Raw genomic sequence first — 24,723 nt, forward strand, 5'->3', positions numbered from 1 at the left:
TACTTACAAATTCGGGTAGAGCAAAGAAGTGAAGTGGGCGAATTACTGCCCGTAAATGCCCGATTGGTGAGGGCTGATTAAAGTTTCACTTTACAGCATTTTGTATATACAAATTCGAAAATAAGAAATGAGAATCCTGCTTTTAAATAAAAAAAAGCAACATTCTTATGGAATGCTGCACAAGGAGGGTAGCTATCTTTCATAGGGACATTGTCTCGTTGAATGCTTTGTGTATGGAAACAAAACAAGTTGAAAGACAATTATAAGAAAGTAGAAACAAAAGATTTACACATTTCTTTAAGGGATCTTACGAAAGATGAGAGATAAGAAATATGTAGAACCTCGTTTACATATTTTATTATAGAGATTCTTCATTAACACTATGTGAATATTTGGTAAAGGTTATGTAATTTTAAAGTTAATGAATATAAGTAGTTGTATGGAAGAAAATAAAAAAGAGGCTGAGATTACTCAGCGCTCTTCTTTTCTTCTTTAATAACTGTTTTTACTTCACCAGTTTTGATCTTATTACTTTCAGAGAAGCGAAGTAAGTCACCTTCAATGATTTTATCAGACATGTTCAATTCATTTTGGGCACGATCAATTAGTGGTTGGGATTCTTCTTTCGGTAATTGTACAACTTCGCCAGTAGCACGGTCATAGAATGTACTGTTTGTGTACATGTATTTATCTGTAACGAAGCTACCGTCACGAAGAACAACAAATCCTTTATTATCAGGTGAGAATACATCATGACCGAATCGAACGTCATTTGTAGAATCTACACCAAGTAAGTTTAGAATAGTTGGTTTAATGTCAATTTCACCAGTTGGTTTCGAAATTGTTTTACCTTCTTTTTGACCTGGAACGTGAATAAACATCGGTGTTTTTTGTAAGTTCATATGGTCAAATGCAGTGATTTCTTCTTTTCCTAAGAACTGTGCCATTGCACGGTTATGGTTTTCAGAAATACCGTAGTGGTCACCGTAGAATACGATTACTGAGTTGTCGTAAATACCTTCTGCTTTTAGACGCTCAATAAAGTGTTTCATTGCTTCGTCTAAGTAACGAGCAGTTACCATGTAACGGTCAAATACTCCATCACCAGAATTATATTCGTCGATTAATTTTGTACTGTCATCGTAAGTGAATGGGTAATGATTCGTTAAAGTAAGGAAGCGAGTATAGAATGGTTGCTTCACTTGTTTTAACATATCAATAGATTGATCGAAGTATTCGATATCTTTTAATCCCCAATTTAATTTTGTTTCTGGCGTAATCTTGTAATCAAGCTCGTTGTAGTAACGATCATAACCAAGTGCTGGATACATAATGTTACGGTTCCAGAATGTTGCGTTGTTTGCGTGGAATACCGACGTGTGATACCCTTGCTGACGTAAAATTTCTGGAGTTGCTGTATATTCATTGTTACCGTGTGTAAAGAATACAGCACCGCGGTCTAGTGGATATAACGAAGTATCTACTAGGAATTCAGCATCAGATGTTTTACCTTGACCAGTTTGATGGAAGAAGTTATCAAAGTAATAACTTTCTTTCGTAAATTGGTTTAAGAATGGTGTAACTTCTTGTCCGTTAACTGTTGCACCAATTAAGAATGTTTGTAATGACTCAAGAGAGACAACAATTACGTTTTTCCCTTTTGCAGTACCGAACATATTTGGATCTGGTTTACTTTGTGTTGTTTTTACGTAGTTTTCTGTTTCTTGTAATTTACTACCGTCAGCGAACGCTTTTTGTGAACTTGATTTTGCTTGTAAGCCAAGATCGTATACTTGGTGTACATATAATCCTAAGTTTTTAACAAGCATAACGCGGTCGAATGAACGTGTTAATAGTTCTGGGCGTTCAGCTTCTGCAAGTCCTAAGTTTGCGAAGAAGATAGCAACTGTTGATACGAAGTATAGGGAACGCATCGGGCGTGCTACACGCTCTGTAGGTGCAAAGTTTTTCATTTTCTTCAACAGAACGAAGAATATGATAATGTCTGCAAATGCAAGGATAATTTTGTAGTTAAATAATTCTTTCACACTAGAACCTAAACTTCCGAAGTTAGATGTTTGTCCTAGCACCGGTAATGTAACGAAGTCATTGTAGAATCCGTAGAACATTACGTTACCAACAAGAACGATTGTTAAGACAAAATTAATTCCAAGTGCTATATAGTTACGTTTTTTCCCTTTTGCAAATAATGCAAGACCAACAAGCAGTAATGATGCTGCTAATGGGCTAAGGAATAAAATGAATTCTTGCATGAAAGATTCAAGTTTTAAATCAAAGCTTGTGCGTGTAATAAGGTAAGTTTTCAGCCATAAGGCTAAAGCTACGAATACAGTGAAACGCACATTTTGAAATTGTGATTTCAAGGTTTCTTTCATTCATTTCCACCCTTTCTCTATCAGGCTTGGTCGATTTTGGAGCGAAAAATGTTAAAATAAAAAATACATAGTTTTCTTGGCCATAATTAAAGGTTCTATATTCACCCATATACGACTATAACTATGCATACCCTTTTGGTTTCTTTTGTTGCTCATAAGCATAACGTCATTTCTGTATTATACAACAAAATTCATTTCTGAGAAACACTATAACATTTTACATTTTTTGTATAAGATTTGTCACTACCAGAGAAAACTTTAACATTCGTTTATATGTCCGTCAACTAGAAAATATAACAAAGGTAGAGCAGAATGTTAAGTGGAAGTGAAAATTTTCTTTGTTGAGAAATAAGAAATGAATATGGGTAAGGGTTATCTAGAAATCTATTATATGAAGGAAATAGTGTGAAAATTAACGAACACTTGTTCTTTTTTAGTTTGTTTGTTACAATAAAAGTTCATTGATAGGTTTTGTGTAATTTCCATGAACTTTTACTGATAACATATTGTAGCTTATTTCTTTTTAAAAATAGGGAGGCTTTTTACATGAAACAAAAATTTTCAGTTGAAGCGTTTTGGAAGAAAGTAAAACATGTTGCAAAGCAAGCAGGGCAATCGGTCATTTATGCAAGTTTATTACTGTTTTACGTTTTGCAAAGACCCGATGTTCCAAAACGAGTGAAAATTATTGTAATTGGAGCACTTGCTTATTTTATTGCACCGATTGATGCGATTCCAGATTTCATTGCTGGAATTGGCTATACGGATGATTTGGGGGCGTTAACGGCCGCACTAATACAGGTGTCGTTATACGTCAATGAAGATGTGAAAGATAAGGCACGAGTGAAGTTGGCAGAATGGTTTGGTTCGGATATAGACACAACATTTATCGATCAGAAATTAGGTCAATAGGTGAAACCTGTCATAAGGTGACAGGACGAACGTAAGCGAGGAAGTGCATTATGCCATCAGGAAGAACGCATACGAAAATAAACTTAATATCCCTTCCGGTTGTTTTGTTTTTGCTCTTTTCGTATGGATTAACAAATTTTGATTTTTTATTAACTTTTGCGATTGGTTTTTTAGTAGGTACTTCATTTTTAACACCAGATTTAGATACGTACAGTAATGCTTATAACAAATGGGGTTTCTTACGTATATTTTGGTATCCTTATAAGAAAGTAATGCCGCATCGATCTTTCTTTACACATACGATTATACTTGGTGATGTAATTCGTATTGCGTACATGTTAATCGTCTTTTCTCCATTTTTATTACTATTAAATGTAATCGCACTGGATGGTAATTTAATAGAAATTGCGAAGAAGCATGAGGTTGAAATTGTAACGTTCTTAATGGGAATTGTTGTGGCGAGTACGCTCCACATTATAGCGGATAAAGTGAATACGCGCCGAAAGAAAATGATGAGAAAAAAGAAGAAACGCAGAAGATAAAGTGAACGAATTAGGAAAAGGGCCCCTTGCAAATTGCAAGGGGCCCTTTTTAAACAAACATTTGTTTAAAATTAAGCTTTCAGCACTTTAATTCCTTTTACAATGTTCCAGATGAAGTAGTATAAGCTGATGATTCCGCAAATAGCTAAGACAATCATTGATCCAATTCCAAGTGTTACATCTGGTTGATCAGATCCAAGACCCATAATTCCTAGAATAGTTACGCCAATGAATGTAGCGATACTTGGAATGATGTGTGTCCATAGAGCACGTTTTGCATGTGGTTTTGTTTCAGCGTCTCCCACAATCCAAACGATAATAGGGAATAAGATAGGGGCAAATAGTACACTAAAGTATGATAACGCAGCTAATATTTTATTTCCGTTCATATATATCACCTCATGAATAATTTCTGTTGTTATACTATTATTATGCAATAATTTTGGCAAACTTCCTATCGATGAACATTACAAGAACGTGACGATTTTGTAAGATTTTCTGTTAAATAATAAAATTTTCAAAAAAATCTTTTTTAATAGAAATTGTTATGGTACAGTATAAATGAAAGTTGTTGAAAACGTTTTCTTAAACGTTTTTTTATTTTAGGCTTAAAGGTATGATGACCTGATAGTCTATTGATGAGGTTATTCTATTTAAAAGGGGATTCTTTAGGGGGAGAGAACAATGAACACATGGACACAAGTTTATGATCCATTCGGAAACATTTGGATTTCGGCAGCGGTCGCACTTATTCCGATTATCTTTTTTTTCTTAGCTTTAGCAGTTTTCCGCATGAAGGGGTATGTGGCAGGATTTATTACAGTTGTACTTACAGTTTTAGTAGCGTTATTCGCTTATAAAATGCCGTTCACGATGGCAATGGCAGCAACCGGATACGGTTTTTTGTACGGGTTATGGCCAATTGCTTGGATTATCATTATGTCCGTATTTTTATATAAAATTTCTGTAAAAACAGGTCAATTTGATGTGATTCGTGCATCGGTATTATCGATTACGAACGATCATCGTCTACTCGTTATTTTAATTGGATTTTCATTTGGAGCATTTTTAGAAGGAGCGGCAGGATTTGGGGCACCAGTAGCGATTACAGCAGCGCTTCTTGCGGGTCTTGGGTTAAATCCTTTATACGCAGCAGGTCTTTGTTTGATTGCAAATACTGCACCAGTGGCGTTCGGAGCGATGGGAATTCCGATTACAGTTGCTGGACAAGTAACAGGTATTGATCCACATAAAATTGGACAAATGGCTGGGCATCAATTACCGTTCCTATCATTATTTGTTCCATTCTTTATCGTATTTTTAATGGATGGATTTAAAGGGATAAGACAAACGTGGCCTGCGTTACTTGTAGCGGGTAGTTCATTTGCGATTACGCAGTTCATTACAGCGACATTTTTAGGACCGGAACTTCCGGATATTACATCGGCACTTGTAAGTTTAATTAGTTTAGCGCTGTTCTTAAAAGTTTGGCAGCCGAAAGAAACTTATCAATCTGGGCAAGCAAATAGTGAAGTAGCAGCAACAACGACAGTAGCATCGATGCCAAAATTAACGTTTGGAAAAGTAGTGAAGGCATGGTCCCCATTTATCGTATTAACGGTTATGGTAGTCATTTGGAGCCAAAGTTTCTTTAAGGCATTATTCGCTCCAGGAGGGGCTTTAGAAAGTCTTGTATTTAAGTTTGAAATTCCAGGTCTGCATAATCTAGTAATGAAAGCAGAGCCAATTGTAAATAAACCAACGCCTTACGAGGCAATTCTGAAGTTTGATGTATTATCGGCAACTGGAACAGCGATTTTAATTGCTTGTATCATTTCCATGTTTATTTTGAAAATGAATGTAAAAGATGCAGCAGTGACATTTAAAGAAACGTTAAGCGAATTAAAAATGCCAATTCTATCTATCGGATTTGTACTAGGGTTTGCATTTATCGCAAACTATTCTGGTCTATCTTCTACGTTAGCGTTAGCATTAGCCGGAACTGGCGGACTATTCCCGTTCTTCTCACCATTTTTAGGCTGGATTGGCGTATTCCTAACAGGGTCTGATACGTCTGCGAATGCACTGTTCTCAAATTTACAAGCCATTACAGCGCAGCAAGTCGGCGTATCTGAAGTGCTTCTCGTTGCAGCAAATACAACAGGCGGTGTAACAGGGAAAATGATTTCTCCGCAGTCGATTGCAATCGCTTGTGCAGCAGTTGGTCTTGCTGGAAAAGAATCGGATTTGTTCCGTTTTACAGTGAAACATAGCTTGTTCTTCGTCATAATTGTGGGGATTATGACTTATGTTCAGGCATATTATTTAACTTGGATGATTCCGTAAAGTGCAAAAGAAATAAACTTTTCATTTTTCAGATTATCGTGTATGATGGGAAAGTATTGAAAATTAAATCAGTGATAAACTAGGGGTGCCTAACGTATGCGTAGGCTGAGAGAGAAGCGCGTGAACTTCTTAACCCTTTGGACCTGATCTGGCTCGTACCAGCGTAGGGAAGTTAACGGCTTTACATAATGATGTCTTTATGAGCCAGGTCCTTATTTTTTTATGGACCTGGCTCTTTTTATTTTGGCATGCGCTGGCCATATCTCGTCCTTGTCACGAACAGGGGGGCAACAAAAATTATGAAACAATCTGTTTCAGCTGAGCAAATTGAATTGAAATCTAGTTTACCAGGGAGTAAGAAAGTATATGTGGATGGACCACGAGAAGGTATGAAAGTGCCGATGCGTGAGATTGAACAAAGTGAAACGAATGGCGTCCCAAATCCACCAATCCGTGTGTATGATACGAGCGGTCCTTATACAGATCCTGCGTATAAGGTCGAGTTGGAAAAAGGAATTCCAACGCCGCGCCACTCTTGGATTATGGGGCGTGGTGATGTAGAAGCATACGAAGGGCGTGAAGTGAAACCAGAGGATGACGGTGTGAAAGTAGCTTCGAAGCATACACCTGTTTTCCCGCAAATGGATCGCCAGCCGCTTAGAGCAAAGCAAGGTGCAAACGTTACGCAAATGCACTATGCACGTAATGGCATTATTACGTCTGAGATGGAATACGTTGCGATTCGTGAAGGGGTAGAGCCGGAGTTTGTTCGTAAGGAAATCGCAGAAGGCCGCGCTATTTTACCAGCGAATATTAATCATCCAGAAGCTGAACCGATGATCATCGGGCGTAATTTCCATGTGAAGGTAAATGCCAATATCGGAAACTCAGCTGTATCTTCTTCGATTGCAGAAGAAGTAGAGAAGATGACATGGGCAACGCGCTGGGGTGCAGATACGATTATGGATTTATCTACAGGTAAAAATATTCATACGACGCGGGAGTGGATTATTCGTAACGCGCCTGTACCAGTTGGAACTGTACCGATCTATCAAGCGCTGGAAAAAGTAAACGGAATTGCAGAAGATTTAACGTGGGAAGTATATCGTGATACGTTAATTGAGCAGGCGGAGCAAGGCGTTGATTACTTTACGATTCACGCTGGTGTATTGCTTCGTTACATTCCAATCACGGCAAAGCGTACGACAGGTATCGTTTCGCGCGGTGGTTCGATTATGGCGCAGTGGTGTCTATTCCATCATAAAGAAAACTTCCTATATACTCACTTTGAAGAGATTTGTGAAATTATGAAGCAGTACGATGTTTCGTTCTCTCTTGGAGATGGATTACGTCCAGGGTCTATTGCAGATGCCAATGACAAAGCACAGTTTTCTGAGCTTGAAACACTTGGTGAATTAACCAAAATTGCTTGGAAACATGATGTGCAAGTTATGATTGAAGGACCTGGACACGTACCGATGCACTTAATTAAAGAGAATATGGAGAAAGAGCTTGATATTTGTCAGGGCGCGCCGTTTTACACACTTGGGCCACTAACGACAGATATTGCACCAGGTTATGACCATATTACATCTGCAATTGGAGCTGCGATGATTGGCTGGTTTGGAACAGCGATGCTTTGTTATGTAACGCCGAAAGAACATTTAGGTTTGCCAAACAAAGATGATGTACGCACGGGTGTTATTACGTACAAAATTGCAGCGCATGCGGCTGATCTTGCGAAAGGACATAAAACGGCTCATCAGCGTGATGATGCACTTTCAAAAGCACGCTTCGAATTCCGTTGGCGCGATCAATTTAATTTATCTTTAGATCCTGAACGTGCGATGGAATATCATGATGAAACGTTGCCTGCAGAAGGGGCAAAGACAGCTCACTTCTGTTCAATGTGTGGACCGAAGTTTTGTAGTATGAGAATTTCACATGATATTCGTGAATATGCAAAAGAAAATGATTTAGAAACGACAGAAGCAATTGAAAAAGGAATGAAAGAGAAAGCAGAAGAATTTAAAGAAGCTGGTAGTCATTTATATCAATAACATGTTACACCTCTTTACTTGATTGATCACACTGTAGTACCTAACTTTATTATAGAAGAAGCCCCATTTGCTAAGACGGTAGCAAATGGGGCTTTTGTTGTTTATAAGGCGAAGAAGAGATGTACCCAGTAGAATAAGAGGAATAGTGTGACGACTGTTGTGAGCGGGATAACGATAAGGGATACACTTAAATAGTCTTTCCATTTTACTTTAATTTTGTTTTGTTTCAGAATATACATCCAAATGAGTGAAGCTAGCGTACCAATTGGTAGTAATAGTGAACCGATGTCACTACCAATGATGTTTGCAAGATAGATAGTTTTTAATGTGACTGGATCTAGTCCCATTTCTGTTAATGTGATTGTACCAATCATAAGGGCAGGATGGTTATTGAAGACGTTAGAGAGGATGGATACAAGTCCGCCCATTGCAAAGCTAGCATAGAGTAGATGCTGATTCACAAATGGCTCGAGCCATTGTACAAGTGCAGCTGTTAATCCTGCGTTGTGTAGTCCGTAAATAATGACGTACATAGAGAAGGCGAAAATTAAAATGTGCCACGGTGTCTTTTTCAAAATGTCGACAGGATTTGTTCGTAAGTAGTACCATCTCCAAATGAGCAGAACGAGTGAACCAAGTACCGCAACGATTTCAATTGGGATGGATAAGAAGGATGCAACGAATAGAAGACAGCGCATAAGGAAGACGAAACCTAATACTTTTAACATGAATCTTGTCCGTTTTTGTTTCGTATCAACAGAATTATTTCCTTTTAGTGGATGGAAGTTTTTCGTGAAGAAAATTTCTTCAATATCATATGAAGAAACAGGTAATTTTTTTGGAAGTTTTTTCTTCAAAACTGTATACATGAGCCATGACATAAATAATAAGCCTAATGTTGCAGGTACAAACATCATAGCAGTATGCATATAAAGAGTCATATGGACGATGTTTAATGCGATTAAATTTACGATATTACTTACACCAATTGGTGCACTAGATGCCGTAGCGATTAAAGCACCACTTAATAAATAAGGAATTTGTTGATGTGGTTTTAATTGAAGGTTTTTTAGAAGAAGAATTAAAATGGGAGTTGTAATTAAAATACTACCGTCGTTATTAAATAAAAGAGTCATAAGAAAACATAATAATTGAATATACCAGTATAAGCGGCGCCCAGAACCCTTTGCTAAATTTGCTAGTTTCGCTGCGGACCAATGGAAGAAACCGAAGCTTTCTAATATAACTGCCATAACAATAGTTGCTAATATTGTTATGGAAGCACCGCCAATTTTACTTATAATATCCATGATGTCTGGTTTTGATACAAGTCCAGTAATTATGATGATACCAGCTCCGATTGCTGCTGGCCACGCCTCATTTAAACCTCTAGGCCGCCAAAAGATAACAATCATTGTTAAGAAGAATACAATAATAGTAATCCATATTTCAATGCTCATATTTTGCCTACCTTTCTATTTTCCCTTAAACAGATGTAGCTTGTCTCAAGTTTATATTGGTAGTATATTCAGCAAAAAATAAGAAGAACTAGACGTATAACGAGATGAACCGAATATGTGTTTTTCATGCTAAAGGACAAGTGTCACGAATAGTGAAATAACTATTATGAGAGGAGTCTATAAATTATTGGGCAGTAAGATAGTAAATGAAATTTATATGGGCGATTATTGAGATATATCGGCGCAACTGAAAATATATCAGCGATTTTTAAAATGTATAGACTTATCGACAAAACATGAAAAAAGGAGCCTATCCCAAAATGCCTTTTGGAACAGACTCCAATGCTATATTATTTTTCCTTCAAAAAAGTACGATCCTTCAAGAATAAGTTCCAGAAGAAAATAAATCCTGGTAATAAAATTGCAATCCCAATTGCGTATAGAATGAGCAGTGCATAGAACGTTTCTTTCGTTGTAAAGCTTGTAAATACAGTTACGTCAGGATAAATAATATACGGTAAATGCGCGACCCCGTAAGCATAGCTTGCAAATGCATATTGAGCGACGACAGCTAAAACGGCAATGCGAGGGTATCCTAGTGTATTGTACTTTTTGTTTGTCCACCAAAGGGACGAGTATCCGATAACGAATAAAACAATAGAAACTGTAAACCACGGGAATTGCTTTATTAATCCTTGCATAAGCCAATGTGTTTCTGGATCCATTACAACGAGGGCAATAATTGCCGTAACGAGCGTTGCAGGACCAAGGATGATAGCATTTCTTCTATAAATTCTATACGTATCTTCTGAACTTTGTTCTCTCGAAAAATCAGCAAGAAAGAGAGAGGAGAGAAATAGTTCAGAAGTTAGTCCGAAGAGCATATAACAGTAGATAACTGGGCTAGAAAGAAGTTTTCCATATAGGAGTACTTCCTTTCCTTCAGACATTGTAATATAGGCTCCCTCTGTAACGGGTAAAACGGTAATTAATAGTGCTGGAATTAATAGACCAGTAATACCTGAAATAACCCGAAGAAGGTATTGATATTTTGGCAAGGAGTAAGCAAATACCATAAATGTACTACGTACTGCAATGAGCACTAAAATTAACATAACTGGTACGAACATTACTGTCGCAAGAGTAAAGGCCGCTTTCGGAAAGAAGCCGAGAAATGCGACAACGACGAAAACGAGAAATGTATTTGTTACTTCCCAAGTTGGTGATAAGTACCGATTCGCAAGTTTAGCAGCGAGCGTCGGATGTTTTGCGTATACCATGCCCCAAAAACCAGCGCCAAAATCAATGGACCCTAGTATACTGTATACGAAAATAAGGGCCCATAAGATGATGATTGCAATACTTTCCTCATGCATGAGAATCGCCTCCTTGGTGTTGTAAATCATTCTTTAATGGATGTCTTCTAAAGAATGTCCGTAGAACAATGACTGTTAAAATGGCGAGTCCAATATATAAAATGATGAACAAAACAAATAAAGGACCGACGAAATCGGCGCGTGTAGATGCATCGACGGTACGTTGCATACCATAAATTGTCCATGGTTGACGACCGCTACAACTGAAAATCCATCCGAATTCAATACCGAGCATCATAATTGGTCCGCATGCGGCAGCCCCCAAAAGTAGCCACTTCGGTAGTTCTGTTCCTTTTTTTCGGTAAACGAAGTACCAATATAAGAGCGCAATTGCTGCAACAGCGAAGGTAAACGCAGCAGTGCCGACCATTAAGTTGAATAGTGTATGTGTATAAAATGGTGGCCATGTTTCTTGTGGGAATTCGTTTAGTCCTTTTACGACAGTGCTAGGGTCTAGTCCCACTAATAAGCTAAGCATGTTTGGAATTTCAAGTGCATAGTTTAGTTCAAGTGTATTAGGATCCACAACTCCACCAATGGATAGCGGTGCGTGTGATGTCGTTTCAAATAAAGCTTCAGCAGATGCAAGTTTTTCAGGTGAGTGTTTATGTAAGGCAATCGCTGATTCATGTCCTGAAAGCCACATCGTAGCGCCTGTAATAAATGTAACCACAAGCCCTAATAGCAGCCCTTTTTTATGATAAGCAATTTCACGTGTACTTAAATTTTTCTTCAATAATTTAAATCCAGCAATAGAAGCAATGACAGCCGCACCAGTTGCATAAGCCGTAATAACGACATGAAATGCACTTGTGCCAAAACTTGGATTAAAGAAAGCTTTCCACGGATCAACGTTAAAAACAGATCCATCTGGATTCATTGAAAAACCTGCTGGTGTATTCATCCATGTATTTGCTGATGTAATAAGCACGGCGGATGCCGTGGCACCAAGCATGACGAAAAATAGCGAGATTAATCTCATAAATGGAGGAAGTTTATCGGCTGCATATACGTAAATCGACATGAATAAAGCCTCCAAAAAGAAGGCGAAAATCTCAATTTGGAAGGGAACAGAAATAACTTGCCCAACAATTTTGGCGAAACCAGGCCAAAGAAGTGAGATTTGCACACCAACAATTGTTCCAGTTGGAATTGCTACACCGAGAAGAATAGCAAACGCCTTTGTCCATCTTTTCGCCATAATGGCATAGTCGGAGTCTTTCTTCCAGTGATAGAGTATTTCGCTTATAAAAATCATCAATGAAAGTCCGACGCCAAGTGTTGCAAAAATAATGTGGAATGCTAATGAAGAACCAAAAAATGCTCTTGCTAATGTTACCGTATCCATATGTAAACTCCTCTTCTTTTTTGCCATTATTTTCTGATTGAATTGGAAGATTTATTCAAAAAAACTACCAAAAATATATATGTATTTAAAAAGTGAATATGATAATATAATGTTGTAATATTTCGAATAGAAAGAAATAAATAGTTTCTCATGTTTTGTTTGTTTTTTTTACAGGAATCTTTTATAATCTTTTATGCGAACATAAGTTCTGTTTTTCGGAAAGAAGAAGTTTATGTGAAATGGAGAGGGTGTTTTATGTATCCTGAAGTCATTAAAAAGATGGCATTTTCAAAAGAGCATAGAGATTTATTATTGAAGCTATATAATAAAGAGATTACACGTCGTGAATATGATAGACTTGTACAATTGCTATATAAACCTTCTAAAGAGGTTTGCGAGGGATAGAAATGGGGGAGACAATCTAGTGGATTGTCTTTTTTAAATTTATGTATGTTCTGATAAAATTAAGGTTAGCCTTACTAGGGAGGTGAAAAGATTGCGGAAACGTTTATATATAGGGATTGGAGTTATCTTCTTAATCGTTTTAGGTGGAATTGTATTTTGGTCAGCTTTACAAGGAAACCGTACAGAAAATTTTATTTTAAGGCATATGGTGAATGACAATGGAACGCTTGCCACGTATCGTTTAGTAGATACTAAGGCAGGTACGGGTGAAGCAAAGGGACGTGAAGCTTTATCAGAATCAGCGGGATTATGGTTACAATATACACTTGATAAAGATGATCAGGCGTTATTTGATGAGCAAGTAAAGGTTATTCAAGATAATTTCGTATATAAGAATCATATCGTTTTATGGAAACTCTCTGAAAAGGGAGAGAGGCAGTCAGCTACAAATGCACTTATAGATGATCTTCGTATTATAGAACAATTATATCGTGCTTATGAAATGTATAAGGAAGAGCGTTATAAAAACCTTGCCGATCAATTAAGTGATGCTGTACTTCGTTATAATAAAAAAGATAATTATTATGTTGATTATTATGATGCAGATGCAGGGAAACAAAATAATTTTGTAACAACATCATACATAAATCCACGTGCATTCTCCTATATGAAGAAGTACGACAAAGTTTCTGCTCAGCAATATCAGGAAGTCGTTCAATTTTTAGCGGATTATCCAAGGCATGGCTGGGCATTCCCGAAAGAGTATAAAGAAGATGGTACATTTACGTACGATAAAGAAGTGAATCTTATTGACCAATCATACGTTGCATATCATCGAAGTTTAGGTGGTCTTTCATCAGCTGCTTATTTGGAATTTATAAAGAAGAAATTCCAGGAGGATGGAAAGCTATACGGTCGTTACAATTTAGAAACAGGAAAACAAACTGTGAATTATGAATCGCCAGCCGCATACGGATTAACGATTTTGTACGTACTACAAACAGGTGATAAAAAGTTTGCGAAAGAATTGTATGATCATATGGCCACATTCCGAAATGATAACGTATTTAGTAGATATTACGGTGGATATGTAACAGGTGAAAATAATAATACGCATATTTTTGATAATGTACTACCACTTTTAGCTGAAATGGAATTAAAAAAGAGTGAACAATAAAAGTTGCCACCATATGAGGGTGGCAACTTTTATTTGTTGATATAATTTTACGTCCTAATGTTGGAGAAGTAATCAATCACAAATTCACGGAATTGCTGAGCTGTTTTTGATAAGTAGCGTTTTTTTGACCAACTTAATCCGATGGTTCGCTGACAATTGGGTTCAATAATATGCAACTTGCTTGATGCTAAAGTAGAGTTTTTTAATAAAGTTAAACTTGGAACAAAAGCGATGCCGAGACCTTGCTTAATGAGGTCGCTAATCACGGTCGGTTCATCTACTTCAAAAGCAATATGCGGAGTGAAACCAGCTTCTTTGCAAAATCCATCCGTTAAGTGTCGAAATCCATAGCCAGTGTTCATACTAATAAACGGTTCGTTTTTTACTTCATGCAGGTGGATATTTTCTCGGCCTGATAAACGATGGCCTGAAGGGACGACTAAGAAAATTTCTTCTGTAATAAGTGGTTCCCAAACAATCTCCTGACCTTCAATTGGCACAGAGGAGATACAAAAGTCAATTTCTATATTATCTAGTTGTCGTTTCATAGAAGGAGTGGATGCAAGAAATTGTTGGAATCGAACGTTACGATGTTCTAGTAAAAAAGAGCCAAGTAGTTCTGGTAATATTCTCGGAATAGAAACGGCCAGCGTAATAGAGCTTTGTTGTAATTCGGCTAAATCTTTAATTTCTCGCTGCCCTTCGCTTAATTCATGAAAAATACGTTCTACTCGTTTTAAAAATACTTTTCCGAAAGAATTTAAAGTAATCTGTCGGCCTTGGCGATCAAATAAAGGGACTCCTAAATCCTTTTCGAGTCTAGCGATTGTTTTGCTGAGTGAAGGTTGCGCGATATGCAATTCTTCAGCTGCCTTTGTCATGTGTTCTAGTCGTGCAACTGTCTGAAAGTATTTTAACTGGAGCAGTTCCATTTCGAGTCTCCTTTCTATAGACCAAAAGGAATGAATTAATAATTAAAGATGTATTATACAGTATGTAAAGTGACGTGTATAGTAAATCTGTTAAACCATTCGAAGGGTGTTAAATTAGAAGAGGAGTATGTTTCATGAAGGGAATTAAACTTATATTTAAAGATTGGAAAGCGATGTGGCACCATAAACATGGACGTATCGCTTTAATTTTTTTATTAATCGTTCCGTTAATTTATTCAGGATTCTTTTTAGCTGGATATTGGGATCCGTACGGAAAATTAGATAAATTACCTGTTGCGGTTGTGAATTTAGATAAGGGCGCTGCGATGGATGAAAAAACAATTCATGCAGGAGACGATTTTGTTAAAAATTTAAAAGAAAATAAGGAATTGGCTTTTCATTTCGTATCAGAAAAAAATGCTGATGAAGGGTTAAAAGAAGATAAATATTATATGGTTGTTACGATTCCGGAAGATTTCTCTAAAAAGGTAAGTACACTTATGAATGAGAAACCAGAGCCAGCAAAGTTGCAGTACAAAGTAAATCCAGGTAAAAACTTTGTAGCGGCTCAAATTGGAACGACAGCTGTTGAAAATATGAAAACAAAAATCTCAAACAGTATTACGAAATCTTATACAGAAGGTGTCTTTTCAAAGTTTCAAGATTTGGCACAAGGGTTGAGTGATGCAAGTAACGGTGCGGGGAAATTACATGAAGGAACGACCGATGCAAAAAATGGAGCAAGTCAGCTTGCGAATGGTATTGATCGTTTAAGTGACGGGACATCGAAATTGAAAGAAGGAAGTGACAAGCTTGCGTCTAGCCAATCTGCCTTAACGGGGGGAGCAAATGAGCTGAGTCAAGGAGCGACATCACTTCATAGTGGTATGGAGTTATTAGCACAAGGTGAAAAAACGTTACAATCAGGAATTAGTGAATTAAGTGCTGGTACAAATGAATGGGTGAATGGAAATGAAAAACTTGCTGAAGGGCAAGCGAAAGCGGACAATGCGGCAAATAGTGTAAAACAACAATTAGAAGAGTACGTGAAAAATCATCCAGAAGTGCAGCAAGATCCCGCTTTTCAAAAAATTGTTGCTACGTCTAATGGACTAGCTAAAGCAACAAGTACTTTAAATAATAGCCAACAACAATTGACACAAGGTGCGAAGAAGCTAACTGATGGTCAACATAAGATTGAAGAAGGCATGAATACATTCGGATTTAAGTTAAATGAAGCTACTGCTGGAACGAAAAAGATAGCAGATGGTGCATCGAATTTGGCTGATGGATTTATGAAGTGGGGAAATGGATTTACATCCCTGCAAGAAGGTGTAAATCAGCTTGCGAGTGGTGGAACGGAGCTGAATAACGGTGCTAGTAAATTAACAAATGGACTTGTTAAACTTGATGATGGTGCGAAAGAACTTTCTACGAAATTAGGAGAGGGCGCAGAGAAGATAGCGGATGTTCGTAATGATGATGCACGCAATACGATGTTCTCAGAGCCAGTTCAGTTAGTGAAGTCAACAGTTTCTGACGTTCCTAACTACGGTTCAGGCATTGCACCATATTTCTTATCACTTGCATTTTATGTTGGCGGAATTATGGCATCGAATATTTTACCTCTTGGCCGCAGACAAAACATGAAGGTAAGCGGAACGGTACATTTTATTAATAAACTAGGATTGGTATATTTAATTGGGCTTATTCAAGCTCTACTCGTAGATGTAGTTGTGCTAGGTGTTATGAAATTAGAAGTCGCAAGTGTGCCACTCTTTGTTTTATCAAGTATTGTTATTTCCTTTACGTTTATGACATTTATTCTTATGCTAGTAACAGTATTTGGTCTTGTTGGAAAGTTCTTAGCGGTAACGCTTCTTGTCCTGCAATTAGCGACGAGCGGAGGTACTTTCCCAGGAGAATTAAACATAGCTGTTCTTAGTAAAATTGGACAGTTTCTCCCAATGTCTCATTCTCTTAGAGGATTACAAGATGTTATCTCTTTAGGAGATTGGTCGCAATTACAAATGCAAATTTTAATATTGTTATGTTATCTCGTTGTTGCCGGTGGAATTGCTTGGGTCACGAGCCATATACAGCATAGAGAAACGAATGCAGAACAAGTTTCTTAAAATGAAATAAGCTATCCGATTTTTTCGGATAGCTTATTTTTTATTTGCGTTCCATTACTGCAAAGTAATTATTTTCATTATCAGCAAAGTTGAATGCTCTACCAGTAGGTAAATCTACAACCTGTCCAACTGTGACATTTTTCTCAGAAAGATCTTTATATAGACGGTCTAAGTCATTTGAGAAGAACATAAGTGAAGGTGTATTTAGGTTTAGTTCAGGTTGCATCTTCGCGATTAACGCTTTATCGTGAAGGACGATGCTTGTTCCTGCTTCTTTCGCCGGTGCAATTTCAATCCAGCGGAATCCGTTTCCGTTATTTTCTTCCGCAATGATTTGGAACCCTACTTTTTCTGTCCAAAATTGTACTGTTTCGTCTTGGTTATTTACATATAGCATAATTTGTCCAACTTGATTAATCATAGGTGTCTCTCGCTTTCTTTTTATATGCGTATTATTATATCAAATATATGGCTTGAATAGTTTTTTATGATTTTTTCGTAATACAACCTTCGTCCATTTCATCTTTGTTGTAGGAGAAGGACCTGTAATCCAAGTATGAAATGGTATTGTGCTACAAATGACCATTGTTGAAATAGAGATAATAGCCGTTAACACAAATAGTAATAGGCTATATAATATAGTATTTTCTTGCAGCGTGAATAAGGAAAGAAGTTTTGTGCATAGTTGCAAGAAGAATAAATGAGCTAAATAAGCACCATACGTGTAATTTCCAATGAAACGTAACGTTTTATATAAGAAACCACGACGCTGTACTATCATAATAGATAACACATACAGTATGATAATTTCGCATACGATATATAAAAACATAGATGGTTTTAAATAGGTAGAAACAGTTAAATGAATAGAGTTTGCTCCGTAAAAACTAAACAACTCATAATTGATGAATAAAAATAAGATGAAAAATAATATTGTTATAAGCGGGATATGTTTCATGACGAATAGACGCCAAGTTTTTAGTGCTACAGCGGCAATGCCGCCCATAACGAAATAGAATGAGTAGAATAGAAATGATCGATCTGTATAATGTAAAATTGTTGAACTTGTTAATTTTTCTCCATTAAAAATATAGTGAGAAGAGAACCACATTAATAGAAAATATAGGCAAGCGAAAAAGGTCATATATTTATATATGTCTTTTTTATTTTCTGTTCGTTTTTGAAACCAATAAAAAAGTGTGCATAGTAAAGGGAACAATAAGTGAATTTGGAACATCATAATAACGTACCAAAGATGGGGCGCGGCTGTTCCGAGTAATAAACTTTTTATTCCACTTTGTAATGTAATAAGATCGTTTGTTGTTAATAAGTAAAGAATAGACCAAAAGAAATACGGAATGAGTAAGTGTATCGCTTTTTCAGAAATATATTCTTTATATACTAATTGCTTCGTATAGTGACGAATTAAGTGAAATCCAACGATAAATATGAATGCTGGTGCTGAGAATTTTGCAAGATTAAATAGCATGCCCATAATGAGGGATTCCTCAAGTAAGACATTTCCTTGATTCATTGTATATAATAAAGAACTTTGCAAAACGACAGCGAGAAATGCAATGCTTTGCAAAACTTTAAATTCTGGTGCGCTTTGAGTCATTAGATCCATCTCCTTTTCCATACATGATTATAGTACGGAGAATGGATAAGAGGTGTGGAATATTTGTGAAGGTTTTAACAAATTTGTGGCGGAATGGATTAACAACAAAGAAAGAGGATGCTCGTTTGGAGCATCCTCTTTCTATTTATTAAGCAAATTTGTTTTTGATCCAGTTCTTACCTTCTACAAGGCGAGCTGTCATTACGGCACAAGCGTTATCTGCTGTTACGTTTAACATCGTTGCAGGAGGATCAATGATTGTACTGATTGCTGCGATAATTGGCAATGCTTCTGGCGGGAAGCCATATAAAGAAACGATTAACATTTCACCAATCATACCGCCGCCTGGAATAGCGCCCATTACTGTTCCTACTAATAGAGAAACAACAAGTGCGATTGCTAATGTTTTCGGTCCTTCGAATTCCATGTTGAAAATACCGAATAAGAAAGCAATTTTTAATACGCCGCCTAAAACAGAGCCATCTTTATGAAGAGTAGAACCAAGAAGGACAACTGTTTCACGAACGTCTGAAGAAATACCCATTTTCTTTGTTGCTTCTAAGTTTGCTGGAATACTTGCGGCACTACTACAAGTTGCAAGTGATGTAACTGTAGGAGAGACCATGTTCTTCCAAAATACTTGTACACCTTGTTTGCGACCTGCAAGGTATGCATAGAATGTGAAGAATACAAAGAAATAAATTAGAGAAGCAGGATAGTATACCATTGCTGCTCGGAAGTAAGTTCCAAGAAGTTGTGGTCCGAATTCGCCAACTAATGCTGCGAAGTAAGCAGCAAGTCCGATTGGAGCGTAGTACATAATGAAAGATACAACCTTCATTGAAATCTCTGCACCAGCTTGTAGGAATGTAGCAAATGGCTTTCCTTTTTCGCCAACTGCTGAAGTTGCAATCCCCATTAAGATAGAGAAGAAAATAAGAGCTAACATATTTTCACGAGATAGTAACTTCGAGAAGTCAGATACTGTTAAAATACCGACGATTTGATCTGCAACACTAACAGCTTTACCGGCTTTGTCAGGTTGTGTTAGTTCTAGTACAACACCTTGTGCTGGCGGGAATACTTTCACGACAATAATCATAAAAATAGCAGCTAAAATACTTGTAAATAAGAAAGTCCCAGCCATACTAGACATAATTTTACCGAAACGTTTTAATCCATCCATATTAGCAATAGACGATGCGATGCTAAAGAACACTAGAGGTACAACAATCGTAAACATTAAGTTTAAGAAAATGTCACCAAGCGGCTTTAAAGCAACTGCATCGGCACCCATGAAATAACCAATGAAACCACCAATTAGGATAGAAGATAATAAAATAAGTGGAAAGCGATATGCCTTCATAAATATATCCTCCTATCAATTAAAAAAATCATACTGAATCATTATAGCGAGTTAGGGGCCTCTTTACTAGGAGAATACGGATAAATGGAATAGCGTGAAAATCAAGAAATTTTTGTTTTTAAGCTCGGCATACAGCAGGAAATCTAGACATATATATTTGTAACCTAGTGGTGGCAAGGAGTGCACCATAACTTAGGTAGAGAAAAAGGGGGAGGGAAGCGGGATGAATATTTTACTTTGCTGTGCAGCGGGAATGTCTTCCAGTTTGATTGTTACAAAGATGGAGAAAGCAGCAGAGGCAAGAGGGATAGAAGTAACAATCTGGGCAGTATCAGGTTCTGAAGTGAATAGTCATATTGATAAAGCTGATGTCCTTTTACTTGGACCGCAAGTACGTTATTTATTACCGAAAATGAAAGAATTATGTAAGGATAAAGGGATACCTGTTGATGTCATTCAATCTGTTCATTACGGACTTTGTAATGGAGAAGCTATCTTGCAAGCAGCTTTGTTAATGAAACCATGAGGAGAGTGGGATAGATGATACGGTTTTTAGAGAAGTATGTGATGCCGGTAGCAGGGAAGGTTGCAGAGCAGAGGCATTTACAAGCAATTCGAGATGGAATTATTTTAACGATGCCTTTCTTAATTATTGGATCGTTTTTCCTCATTATTAGTGCACTGCCGATACCGGGATATAACGATTTTATGGCAGGTTTGTTTGGGGAGAATTGGCAGCGAGCTTTAGGGTATCCAGTTAGTGCAACTTTTAATATAATGGCTTTAATAGCTGTTTTTGGAATCGCTTACAGACTTGGAGAGTATTATAAAGTAGATGCTTTAGCATCCGGGGCATTGTCGCTTGTGACGTTTTTACTTGCGACTCCATTTCAAGTTGCATATATTATACCAAGTACAAAAGAAAGTGTACTTGTAGAAGGAGCTATCCCAGCTGCATTAATGGGAAGCCAAGGGTTATTTGTAGCAATGATTATTGCACTTATATCTACTGAACTTTATCGGTTTATTGTACAAAAAAAGATAATTATAAAGATGCCAGAGACAGTTCCACCAGCTGTCACGCGTTCATTTGCAGCACTTGTTCCAGGATTTATTGTTGTAACAGTTATTTGGATTTTACGCTTAATTATAGAAAATACTTCTTTTGGCAGTATCCATAATATTGTAGGACAAATTTTACAGGAACCGCTTAGTGTACTTGGTGCTAGTCTTTGGGGCGCAATAATAGCAGTTATTCTCGTTCATGTTCTTTGGTCTTGTGGAATTCATGGTGCTACTATTGTTGGTGGTGTAATGAGCCCCGTTTGGTTGTCGTTAATGGATCAAAACCGAGTTGCTTTTCAAGCTGGGCAAGATGTACCAAATACGATTACGGCACAGTTTTTTGACTTATGGATTTATATGGGCGGTTCTGGTGCAACGCTTGCTCTAGTTGTCGGAATGTTACTATTTGCGCGAAGTCAACAATTAAAAAGTTTAGGGAGATTGTCAATTGCACCTGGTATATTTAATATTAATGAGATGGTAACTTTTGGTATGCCAATTGTGATGAACCCACTTTTACTAATTCCATTTATATTAGTTCCAGTCGTGCTAACAATTGTTTCTTACTTTGCAATGGAATGGGGATGGGTTGCACGTCCGAGTGGGGCCGCTGTACCTTGGACGACACCTATTCTTTTTAGTGGATATTTAGGATCGGGCGGGAAAATTTCAGGTGTTATTTTGCAACTTGTTAACTTTGCGCTAGCATTCTTCATTTATTTACCGTTCTTAAAAATATGGGATAAACAAAAACTGGCGGAAGAAAAGGGGGAGTAAAGAACTACAATGGATACGATAGAGACGAAAGCTTTTCATTTAATCTTGCATGGGGGAAACGCGAGAAGTTGTTCAATGGAAGCAATTGATTGTGCGAAGCGTGGGGAGTTTACAGAAGCTGAAGCTAAATTACAAGAAGCACTAGAGGAATTAAAGGAGGCGCACCGCGTACAAACGGAGCTTATCCAGAAAGAGGCTGGTGGCGAAAAGACCGAAGTTACTCTTTTAATGGTACACGCGCAAGACCATTTAATGAATGCAATTACGGTGAAAGAATTAGCGAGTGAGTTTGTAGAGTTATATAGGAAGATGTCGGTGGATGAATGAACCTTGCTTATGCAAGGTTTTTTTATTTCACTAAATAGTGGGTTAAAATAATGAATTATTTTTCATTGAAAAAGTTTTTTTAGTGTTTTTTCATATTAAACACAACTAGACGACTAAACACTAATCTATTTTCATACAGTTATGTGTTAAAAGCGTGTTGTTTTATAACACACTGTGTGTTTTTTGGACGACACACTAATTGAAAGCGTTAACACACAAAGAAAATGCTCGAAAAAGCACTGATTTTAGTGATTTTAAAAAGTTGGCACGCTAATTGCATTAATAAATAGCGTAAAGAAAAATAAATAAACATAAATTTTTTATACTACACAAGGGGGATTTTCAAATGAATATTTTATTATGTTGTTCAGCAGGGATGTCTACAAGTTTACTAGTTACAAAAATGGAAGCGGCTGCAAAAGCTCGCGGTCTAGAAGGAAAGATTTGGGCTGTATCTGGGGATGCAGTAAAAAACAATATCGACCAAGCAGATGTATTATTACTAGGACCACAAGTTCGTTATATGCTCTCTTCAATGAAAACGCTTGCTGACGAGAAAAACGTTGGAATCGACGTTATCAATCCAATGCACTACGGCATGATGAATGGAGAAGCAGTTTTAGATCACGCATTAACACTTAAAAAATAATTAGGGGGGAAGCGAAATGCAAAAGTTTATTGCATTTATGGAGAAATATATTGTTCCTGTCGCTGGTAAAATCGGATCGCAACGTCACTTAGCTGCGATCCGTGACGGATTTATTGCAGTTATGCCACTTATTTTAGTTGGTGCACTGGCATCACTAATTAATGGTTTTCCATCTGAAGTTTTCCAAGATTTCATGAAAGGTTTGTTTGGTGAAACGTGGAAACAAGTCGGCGGCGGAATGTGGACTGGTTCTTTCGCGATTCTAGCACTAATCATAGCATTTACAACAAGTTATAACTTAGCAAAATCTTACGGCGTTGATGGTTTGTCAGCAGGTATTATTTCATTTGGTGCGTTAATTATTCTTACACCAACAACACCGAAAGAAGGCGGATTGAACTTAGCTTGGACAGGTGCACAAGGGTTATTTGTAGCAATTATTGTGGCACTCCTTGTTACTGAAGTATTCCGTTTCTTTGTACAAAGAAACATTACTTTTAAAATGCCTGATGGAGTACCACCAGCAGTTTTAAGATCTTTCGCAGCTATAGTTCCAGCATTTGTTATCTTAACAGTAGTTGCAGGTATTCAATTAGCAGTGAAATTATCTGGTACAAGTGTTCATGAATTTATTTTTAATACGATTCAATCACCACTGCAAAGTTTAGCAGGGACATTACCAAGTGCAATTATCATTGTAATCCTTGTTCATCTTCTTTGGTTCTTCGGTTTACATGGGCCTAATATCGTTGGTGGTATTATTGAGCCATTATACTTACCGGCATTAGAGAAAAATATGAATTTATTCAAAGGTGGTACATCTGCATTTGATGTTCCAAATATTATTACAAAACCATTCTTTGATACTTTCGTATACCTTGGTGGTTCTGGTGCGACATTAGCATTCTTAGTAGTGGTATTACTCGTAGCAAAAAGTGCACAATTACGTGGTGTATCTCGCTTATCAATTGGACCTGGTGCATTTAACATTAACGAACCAGTAATATTTGGTACACCAATTATTTTAAATCCAATTTTATTCTTACCTTTTATCCTAACACCAATTGTATTAGTAATTACTTCTTATACAGCTATATCTATGGGGTGGGTACCAAAAACAGTTGTGATGATTCCATGGGCAACACCACCAATTATTAGTGGTTATCTTGTAACAGGTGGACATATTTCTGGTGCAATTCTACAGTTATTCAACTTTGTAATTGCAATGGTAATTTATTATCCATTCGTTGTGTTATGTGACCGTTCAGTTGTTCGTACTGAAAAAGCAGCAGCGCAAGGTAATAGTAATTCTTTACCTATGTAATATAGTAATTGTTCTCATAGACAACGATACCTGTGAGAACAATTACCTTTATATCATGTTCAAAAAGATGAAAAACATCTATATGAACACTAAACTATCATTAATAAATTCATACTTTAATAGACATGTTCAAACTGAAGGGGTATTTAAATCGGTTGAACCTTATAGAGAGGGCGGTAATTATGATGACTACAGCAGAACAAATTCCATTCCAATTGATTTTAAATAGTGGTAACGCACGAAGCTTTGCGATGGAGGCACTTCAATTTGCCAAACAGGGGAAAATGGTAGAAGCAGATGAAGCGATGGTAAAGGCGAAAGAAGCGATTAATGAAGCGCATCATTTCCAAACAGAGCTCATACAATCAGAAGCAAGAGGAGAAAAAACAGAGGTTAGTGTTCTTTTAATTCACGCACAAGATCATTTAATGAATGCGATTACAGTGAAAGAATTAGCAGCAGAGTTTATCGATCTTTATAAAAAGCTTGAAGCGAAAGGGGAATAAAG

General features: G+C 37.0%; 22 protein-coding genes and 1 riboswitch. Of the genes, 13 read left to right on the top strand and 9 right to left on the bottom strand.

The window, feature by feature from the left end; all coding sequences use genetic code 11:
• Positions 1-467 precede the first annotated feature (467 nt).
• Positions 468-2,396 (bottom strand): LTA synthase family protein, encoded by a 1,929-nt coding sequence (locus tag EBQ15_RS12975; protein WP_000665350.1) that lies wholly within the window; start codon positions 2,394-2,396, stop codon positions 468-470.
• 546 nt (positions 2,397-2,942) lie between these two features.
• Here EBQ15_RS12975 and EBQ15_RS12985 point away from each other — a divergent pair.
• Both EBQ15_RS12985 and EBQ15_RS12990 read left to right on the top strand, forming a co-directional pair.
• Complete coding sequence (locus EBQ15_RS12985) at positions 2,943-3,308, top strand: YkvA family protein (RefSeq protein WP_000810369.1); 366 nt, start codon at positions 2,943-2,945, stop codon at positions 3,306-3,308.
• A gap of 50 nt (positions 3,309-3,358) precedes the next feature.
• On the top strand, positions 3,359-3,850 hold the full coding sequence (locus EBQ15_RS12990; RefSeq protein ID WP_001139060.1) for a metal-binding protein: 492 nt from the start codon (positions 3,359-3,361) through the stop codon (positions 3,848-3,850).
• Positions 3,851-3,921: 71 nt separating this feature from the next.
• On the opposite strand, the gene EBQ15_RS12995 is transcribed toward EBQ15_RS12990, so the two are convergent.
• A complete protein-coding gene (locus tag EBQ15_RS12995; protein ID WP_001014099.1) occupies positions 3,922-4,239 on the bottom strand; it encodes a magnetosome magnetite crystal formation protein family in 318 nt (105 codons plus the stop codon).
• 295 nt (positions 4,240-4,534) lie between these two features.
• Here EBQ15_RS12995 and lldP point away from each other — a divergent pair, with 295 nt between their 5' ends.
• Together lldP and thiC are read left to right on the top strand one after the other, a co-directional pair.
• Positions 4,535-6,196, top strand: coding sequence for an L-lactate permease (gene lldP, locus EBQ15_RS13000; protein WP_001099341.1), 1,662 nt, complete (start codon positions 4,535-4,537; stop codon positions 6,194-6,196).
• A 71-nt stretch (positions 6,197-6,267) separates the two neighbouring features.
• Positions 6,268-6,383: riboswitch (TPP riboswitch) on the top strand.
• A gap of 112 nt (positions 6,384-6,495) precedes the next feature.
• Positions 6,496-8,256 (top strand): phosphomethylpyrimidine synthase ThiC, encoded by a 1,761-nt coding sequence (gene thiC / locus EBQ15_RS13005; RefSeq protein WP_000814480.1) that lies wholly within the window; start codon positions 6,496-6,498, stop codon positions 8,254-8,256.
• Between the two features lie 101 nt (positions 8,257-8,357).
• On the opposite strand, the gene EBQ15_RS13010 is transcribed toward thiC, so the two are convergent.
• The 3 genes from EBQ15_RS13010 to cydA all read right to left on the bottom strand — a co-directional run bounded on the left by EBQ15_RS13010 (position 8,358) and on the right by cydA (position 12,440).
• Complete coding sequence (locus EBQ15_RS13010; RefSeq protein ID WP_000021119.1) at positions 8,358-9,716, bottom strand: arsenic transporter; 1,359 nt, start codon at positions 9,714-9,716, stop codon at positions 8,358-8,360.
• Between the two features lie 350 nt (positions 9,717-10,066).
• Entirely contained in the window at positions 10,067-11,092 is a 1,026-nt protein-coding gene (locus tag EBQ15_RS13015) for a cytochrome d ubiquinol oxidase subunit II (protein WP_000544169.1), read from the bottom strand.
• On the bottom strand, positions 11,085-12,440 hold the full coding sequence (cydA, locus tag EBQ15_RS13020) for a cytochrome ubiquinol oxidase subunit I (protein ID WP_000381982.1): 1,356 nt from the start codon (positions 12,438-12,440) through the stop codon (positions 11,085-11,087). The genes EBQ15_RS13015 and cydA overlap by 8 nt, the downstream gene beginning before the upstream one ends.
• A 255-nt stretch (positions 12,441-12,695) precedes the next feature.
• Between cydA and EBQ15_RS31140 the strand changes: the two genes are divergently transcribed.
• Positions 12,696-12,845, top strand: coding sequence for a hypothetical protein (locus EBQ15_RS31140; protein ID WP_000283178.1), 150 nt, complete (start codon positions 12,696-12,698; stop codon positions 12,843-12,845).
• Positions 12,846-12,936: 91 nt separating this feature from the next.
• A complete protein-coding gene (locus EBQ15_RS13025) occupies positions 12,937-14,022 on the top strand; it encodes a hypothetical protein (RefSeq protein WP_001231677.1) in 1,086 nt (361 codons plus the stop codon).
• 47 nt (positions 14,023-14,069) lie between these two features.
• Here EBQ15_RS13025 and EBQ15_RS13030 read toward each other — a convergent pair whose 3' ends face one another.
• Positions 14,070-14,954: a LysR family transcriptional regulator gene (locus EBQ15_RS13030; RefSeq protein WP_000421943.1), complete on the bottom strand. Its 885-nt coding sequence runs from the start codon at positions 14,952-14,954 to the stop codon at positions 14,070-14,072.
• A 134-nt stretch (positions 14,955-15,088) separates the two neighbouring features.
• Here EBQ15_RS13030 and EBQ15_RS13035 point away from each other — a divergent pair, with 134 nt between their 5' ends.
• Positions 15,089-17,089, top strand: a complete 2,001-nt coding sequence (locus EBQ15_RS13035; RefSeq protein ID WP_000676209.1) for a YhgE/Pip domain-containing protein — start codon at positions 15,089-15,091, stop codon at positions 17,087-17,089.
• Between the two features lie 40 nt (positions 17,090-17,129).
• Here EBQ15_RS13035 and EBQ15_RS13040 read toward each other — a convergent pair whose 3' ends face one another.
• The 3 genes from EBQ15_RS13040 to EBQ15_RS13050 all read right to left on the bottom strand — a co-directional run bounded on the left by EBQ15_RS13040 (position 17,130) and on the right by EBQ15_RS13050 (position 20,073).
• Positions 17,130-17,510, bottom strand: coding sequence for a VOC family protein (locus tag EBQ15_RS13040; protein ID WP_000610162.1), 381 nt, complete (start codon positions 17,508-17,510; stop codon positions 17,130-17,132).
• Positions 17,511-17,549: 39 nt separating this feature from the next.
• Entirely contained in the window at positions 17,550-18,707 is a 1,158-nt protein-coding gene (locus EBQ15_RS13045; protein ID WP_000194295.1) for an acyltransferase, read from the bottom strand.
• A 148-nt stretch (positions 18,708-18,855) separates the two neighbouring features.
• The gene (locus EBQ15_RS13050; protein WP_000649376.1) at positions 18,856-20,073 is read right to left on the bottom strand and encodes a dicarboxylate/amino acid:cation symporter; all 1,218 of its coding nucleotides are present in this window, start codon (positions 20,071-20,073) and stop codon (positions 18,856-18,858) included.
• A 223-nt stretch (positions 20,074-20,296) separates the two neighbouring features.
• Here EBQ15_RS13050 and EBQ15_RS13055 point away from each other — a divergent pair, with 223 nt between their 5' ends.
• The 6 genes from EBQ15_RS13055 to EBQ15_RS13080 all read left to right on the top strand — a co-directional run bounded on the left by EBQ15_RS13055 (position 20,297) and on the right by EBQ15_RS13080 (position 24,721).
• Complete coding sequence (locus EBQ15_RS13055) at positions 20,297-20,599, top strand: PTS sugar transporter subunit IIB (RefSeq protein ID WP_001023554.1); 303 nt, start codon at positions 20,297-20,299, stop codon at positions 20,597-20,599.
• A 14-nt stretch (positions 20,600-20,613) separates the two neighbouring features.
• Positions 20,614-21,915 (top strand): PTS cellobiose transporter subunit IIC, encoded by a 1,302-nt coding sequence (gene celB / locus EBQ15_RS13060; RefSeq protein ID WP_000617782.1) that lies wholly within the window; start codon positions 20,614-20,616, stop codon positions 21,913-21,915.
• 9 nt (positions 21,916-21,924) lie between these two features.
• Entirely contained in the window at positions 21,925-22,242 is a 318-nt protein-coding gene (locus EBQ15_RS13065; protein ID WP_000379645.1) for a PTS sugar transporter subunit IIA, read from the top strand.
• Between the two features lie 346 nt (positions 22,243-22,588).
• Positions 22,589-22,891 carry a PTS sugar transporter subunit IIB gene (locus EBQ15_RS13070; RefSeq protein WP_001023563.1) on the top strand — a complete coding sequence of 101 codons (303 nt, stop codon included), beginning with the start codon at positions 22,589-22,591 and terminating at the stop codon, positions 22,889-22,891.
• Between the two features lie 16 nt (positions 22,892-22,907).
• Entirely contained in the window at positions 22,908-24,215 is a 1,308-nt protein-coding gene (gene celB, locus EBQ15_RS13075) for a PTS cellobiose transporter subunit IIC (RefSeq protein WP_001168837.1), read from the top strand.
• A gap of 182 nt (positions 24,216-24,397) precedes the next feature.
• Positions 24,398-24,721, top strand: coding sequence for a PTS lactose/cellobiose transporter subunit IIA (locus tag EBQ15_RS13080; protein ID WP_000989059.1), 324 nt, complete (start codon positions 24,398-24,400; stop codon positions 24,719-24,721).
• Positions 24,722-24,723 lie beyond the last annotated feature (2 nt).

The sequence above is a fragment of the Bacillus sp. 2D03 genome (genome assembly GCF_003946765.1).
GTDB classification, from domain to species: Bacteria; Bacillota; Bacilli; order Bacillales; family Bacillaceae_G; genus Bacillus_A; species Bacillus_A cereus.

Bases quoted from the DNA above. Each gene is read 5' to 3' on its own strand.
- EBQ15_RS12975 (WP_000665350.1), bottom strand. From the start codon at position 2,396: ATGAAAGAAACCTTGAAATCACAATTTCAAAATGTGCGTTTCACTGTA.
- EBQ15_RS12985 (WP_000810369.1), top strand. From the start codon at position 2,943: ATGAAACAAAAATTTTCAGTTGAAGCGTTTTGGAAGAAAGTAAAACAT.
- EBQ15_RS12990 (WP_001139060.1), top strand. From the start codon at position 3,359: ATGCCATCAGGAAGAACGCATACGAAAATAAACTTAATATCCCTTCCG.
- EBQ15_RS12995 (WP_001014099.1), bottom strand. From the start codon at position 4,239: ATGAACGGAAATAAAATATTAGCTGCGTTATCATACTTTAGTGTACTA.
- lldP (WP_001099341.1), top strand. From the start codon at position 4,535: ATGAACACATGGACACAAGTTTATGATCCATTCGGAAACATTTGGATT.
- thiC (WP_000814480.1), top strand. From the start codon at position 6,496: ATGAAACAATCTGTTTCAGCTGAGCAAATTGAATTGAAATCTAGTTTA.
- EBQ15_RS13010 (WP_000021119.1), bottom strand. From the start codon at position 9,716: ATGAGCATTGAAATATGGATTACTATTATTGTATTCTTCTTAACAATG.
- EBQ15_RS13015 (WP_000544169.1), bottom strand. From the start codon at position 11,092: ATGCATGAGGAAAGTATTGCAATCATCATCTTATGGGCCCTTATTTTC.
- cydA (WP_000381982.1), bottom strand. From the start codon at position 12,440: ATGGATACGGTAACATTAGCAAGAGCATTTTTTGGTTCTTCATTAGCA.
- EBQ15_RS31140 (WP_000283178.1), top strand. From the start codon at position 12,696: ATGTATCCTGAAGTCATTAAAAAGATGGCATTTTCAAAAGAGCATAGA.
- EBQ15_RS13030 (WP_000421943.1), bottom strand. From the start codon at position 14,954: ATGGAACTGCTCCAGTTAAAATACTTTCAGACAGTTGCACGACTAGAA.
- EBQ15_RS13035 (WP_000676209.1), top strand. From the start codon at position 15,089: ATGAAGGGAATTAAACTTATATTTAAAGATTGGAAAGCGATGTGGCAC.
- EBQ15_RS13040 (WP_000610162.1), bottom strand. From the start codon at position 17,510: ATGATTAATCAAGTTGGACAAATTATGCTATATGTAAATAACCAAGAC.
- EBQ15_RS13045 (WP_000194295.1), bottom strand. From the start codon at position 18,707: ATGACTCAAAGCGCACCAGAATTTAAAGTTTTGCAAAGCATTGCATTT.
- EBQ15_RS13050 (WP_000649376.1), bottom strand. From the start codon at position 20,073: ATGAAGGCATATCGCTTTCCACTTATTTTATTATCTTCTATCCTAATT.
- EBQ15_RS13055 (WP_001023554.1), top strand. From the start codon at position 20,297: ATGAATATTTTACTTTGCTGTGCAGCGGGAATGTCTTCCAGTTTGATT.
- celB (WP_000617782.1), top strand. From the start codon at position 20,614: ATGATACGGTTTTTAGAGAAGTATGTGATGCCGGTAGCAGGGAAGGTT.
- EBQ15_RS13065 (WP_000379645.1), top strand. From the start codon at position 21,925: ATGGATACGATAGAGACGAAAGCTTTTCATTTAATCTTGCATGGGGGA.
- EBQ15_RS13070 (WP_001023563.1), top strand. From the start codon at position 22,589: ATGAATATTTTATTATGTTGTTCAGCAGGGATGTCTACAAGTTTACTA.
- celB (WP_001168837.1), top strand. From the start codon at position 22,908: ATGCAAAAGTTTATTGCATTTATGGAGAAATATATTGTTCCTGTCGCT.
- EBQ15_RS13080 (WP_000989059.1), top strand. From the start codon at position 24,398: ATGATGACTACAGCAGAACAAATTCCATTCCAATTGATTTTAAATAGT.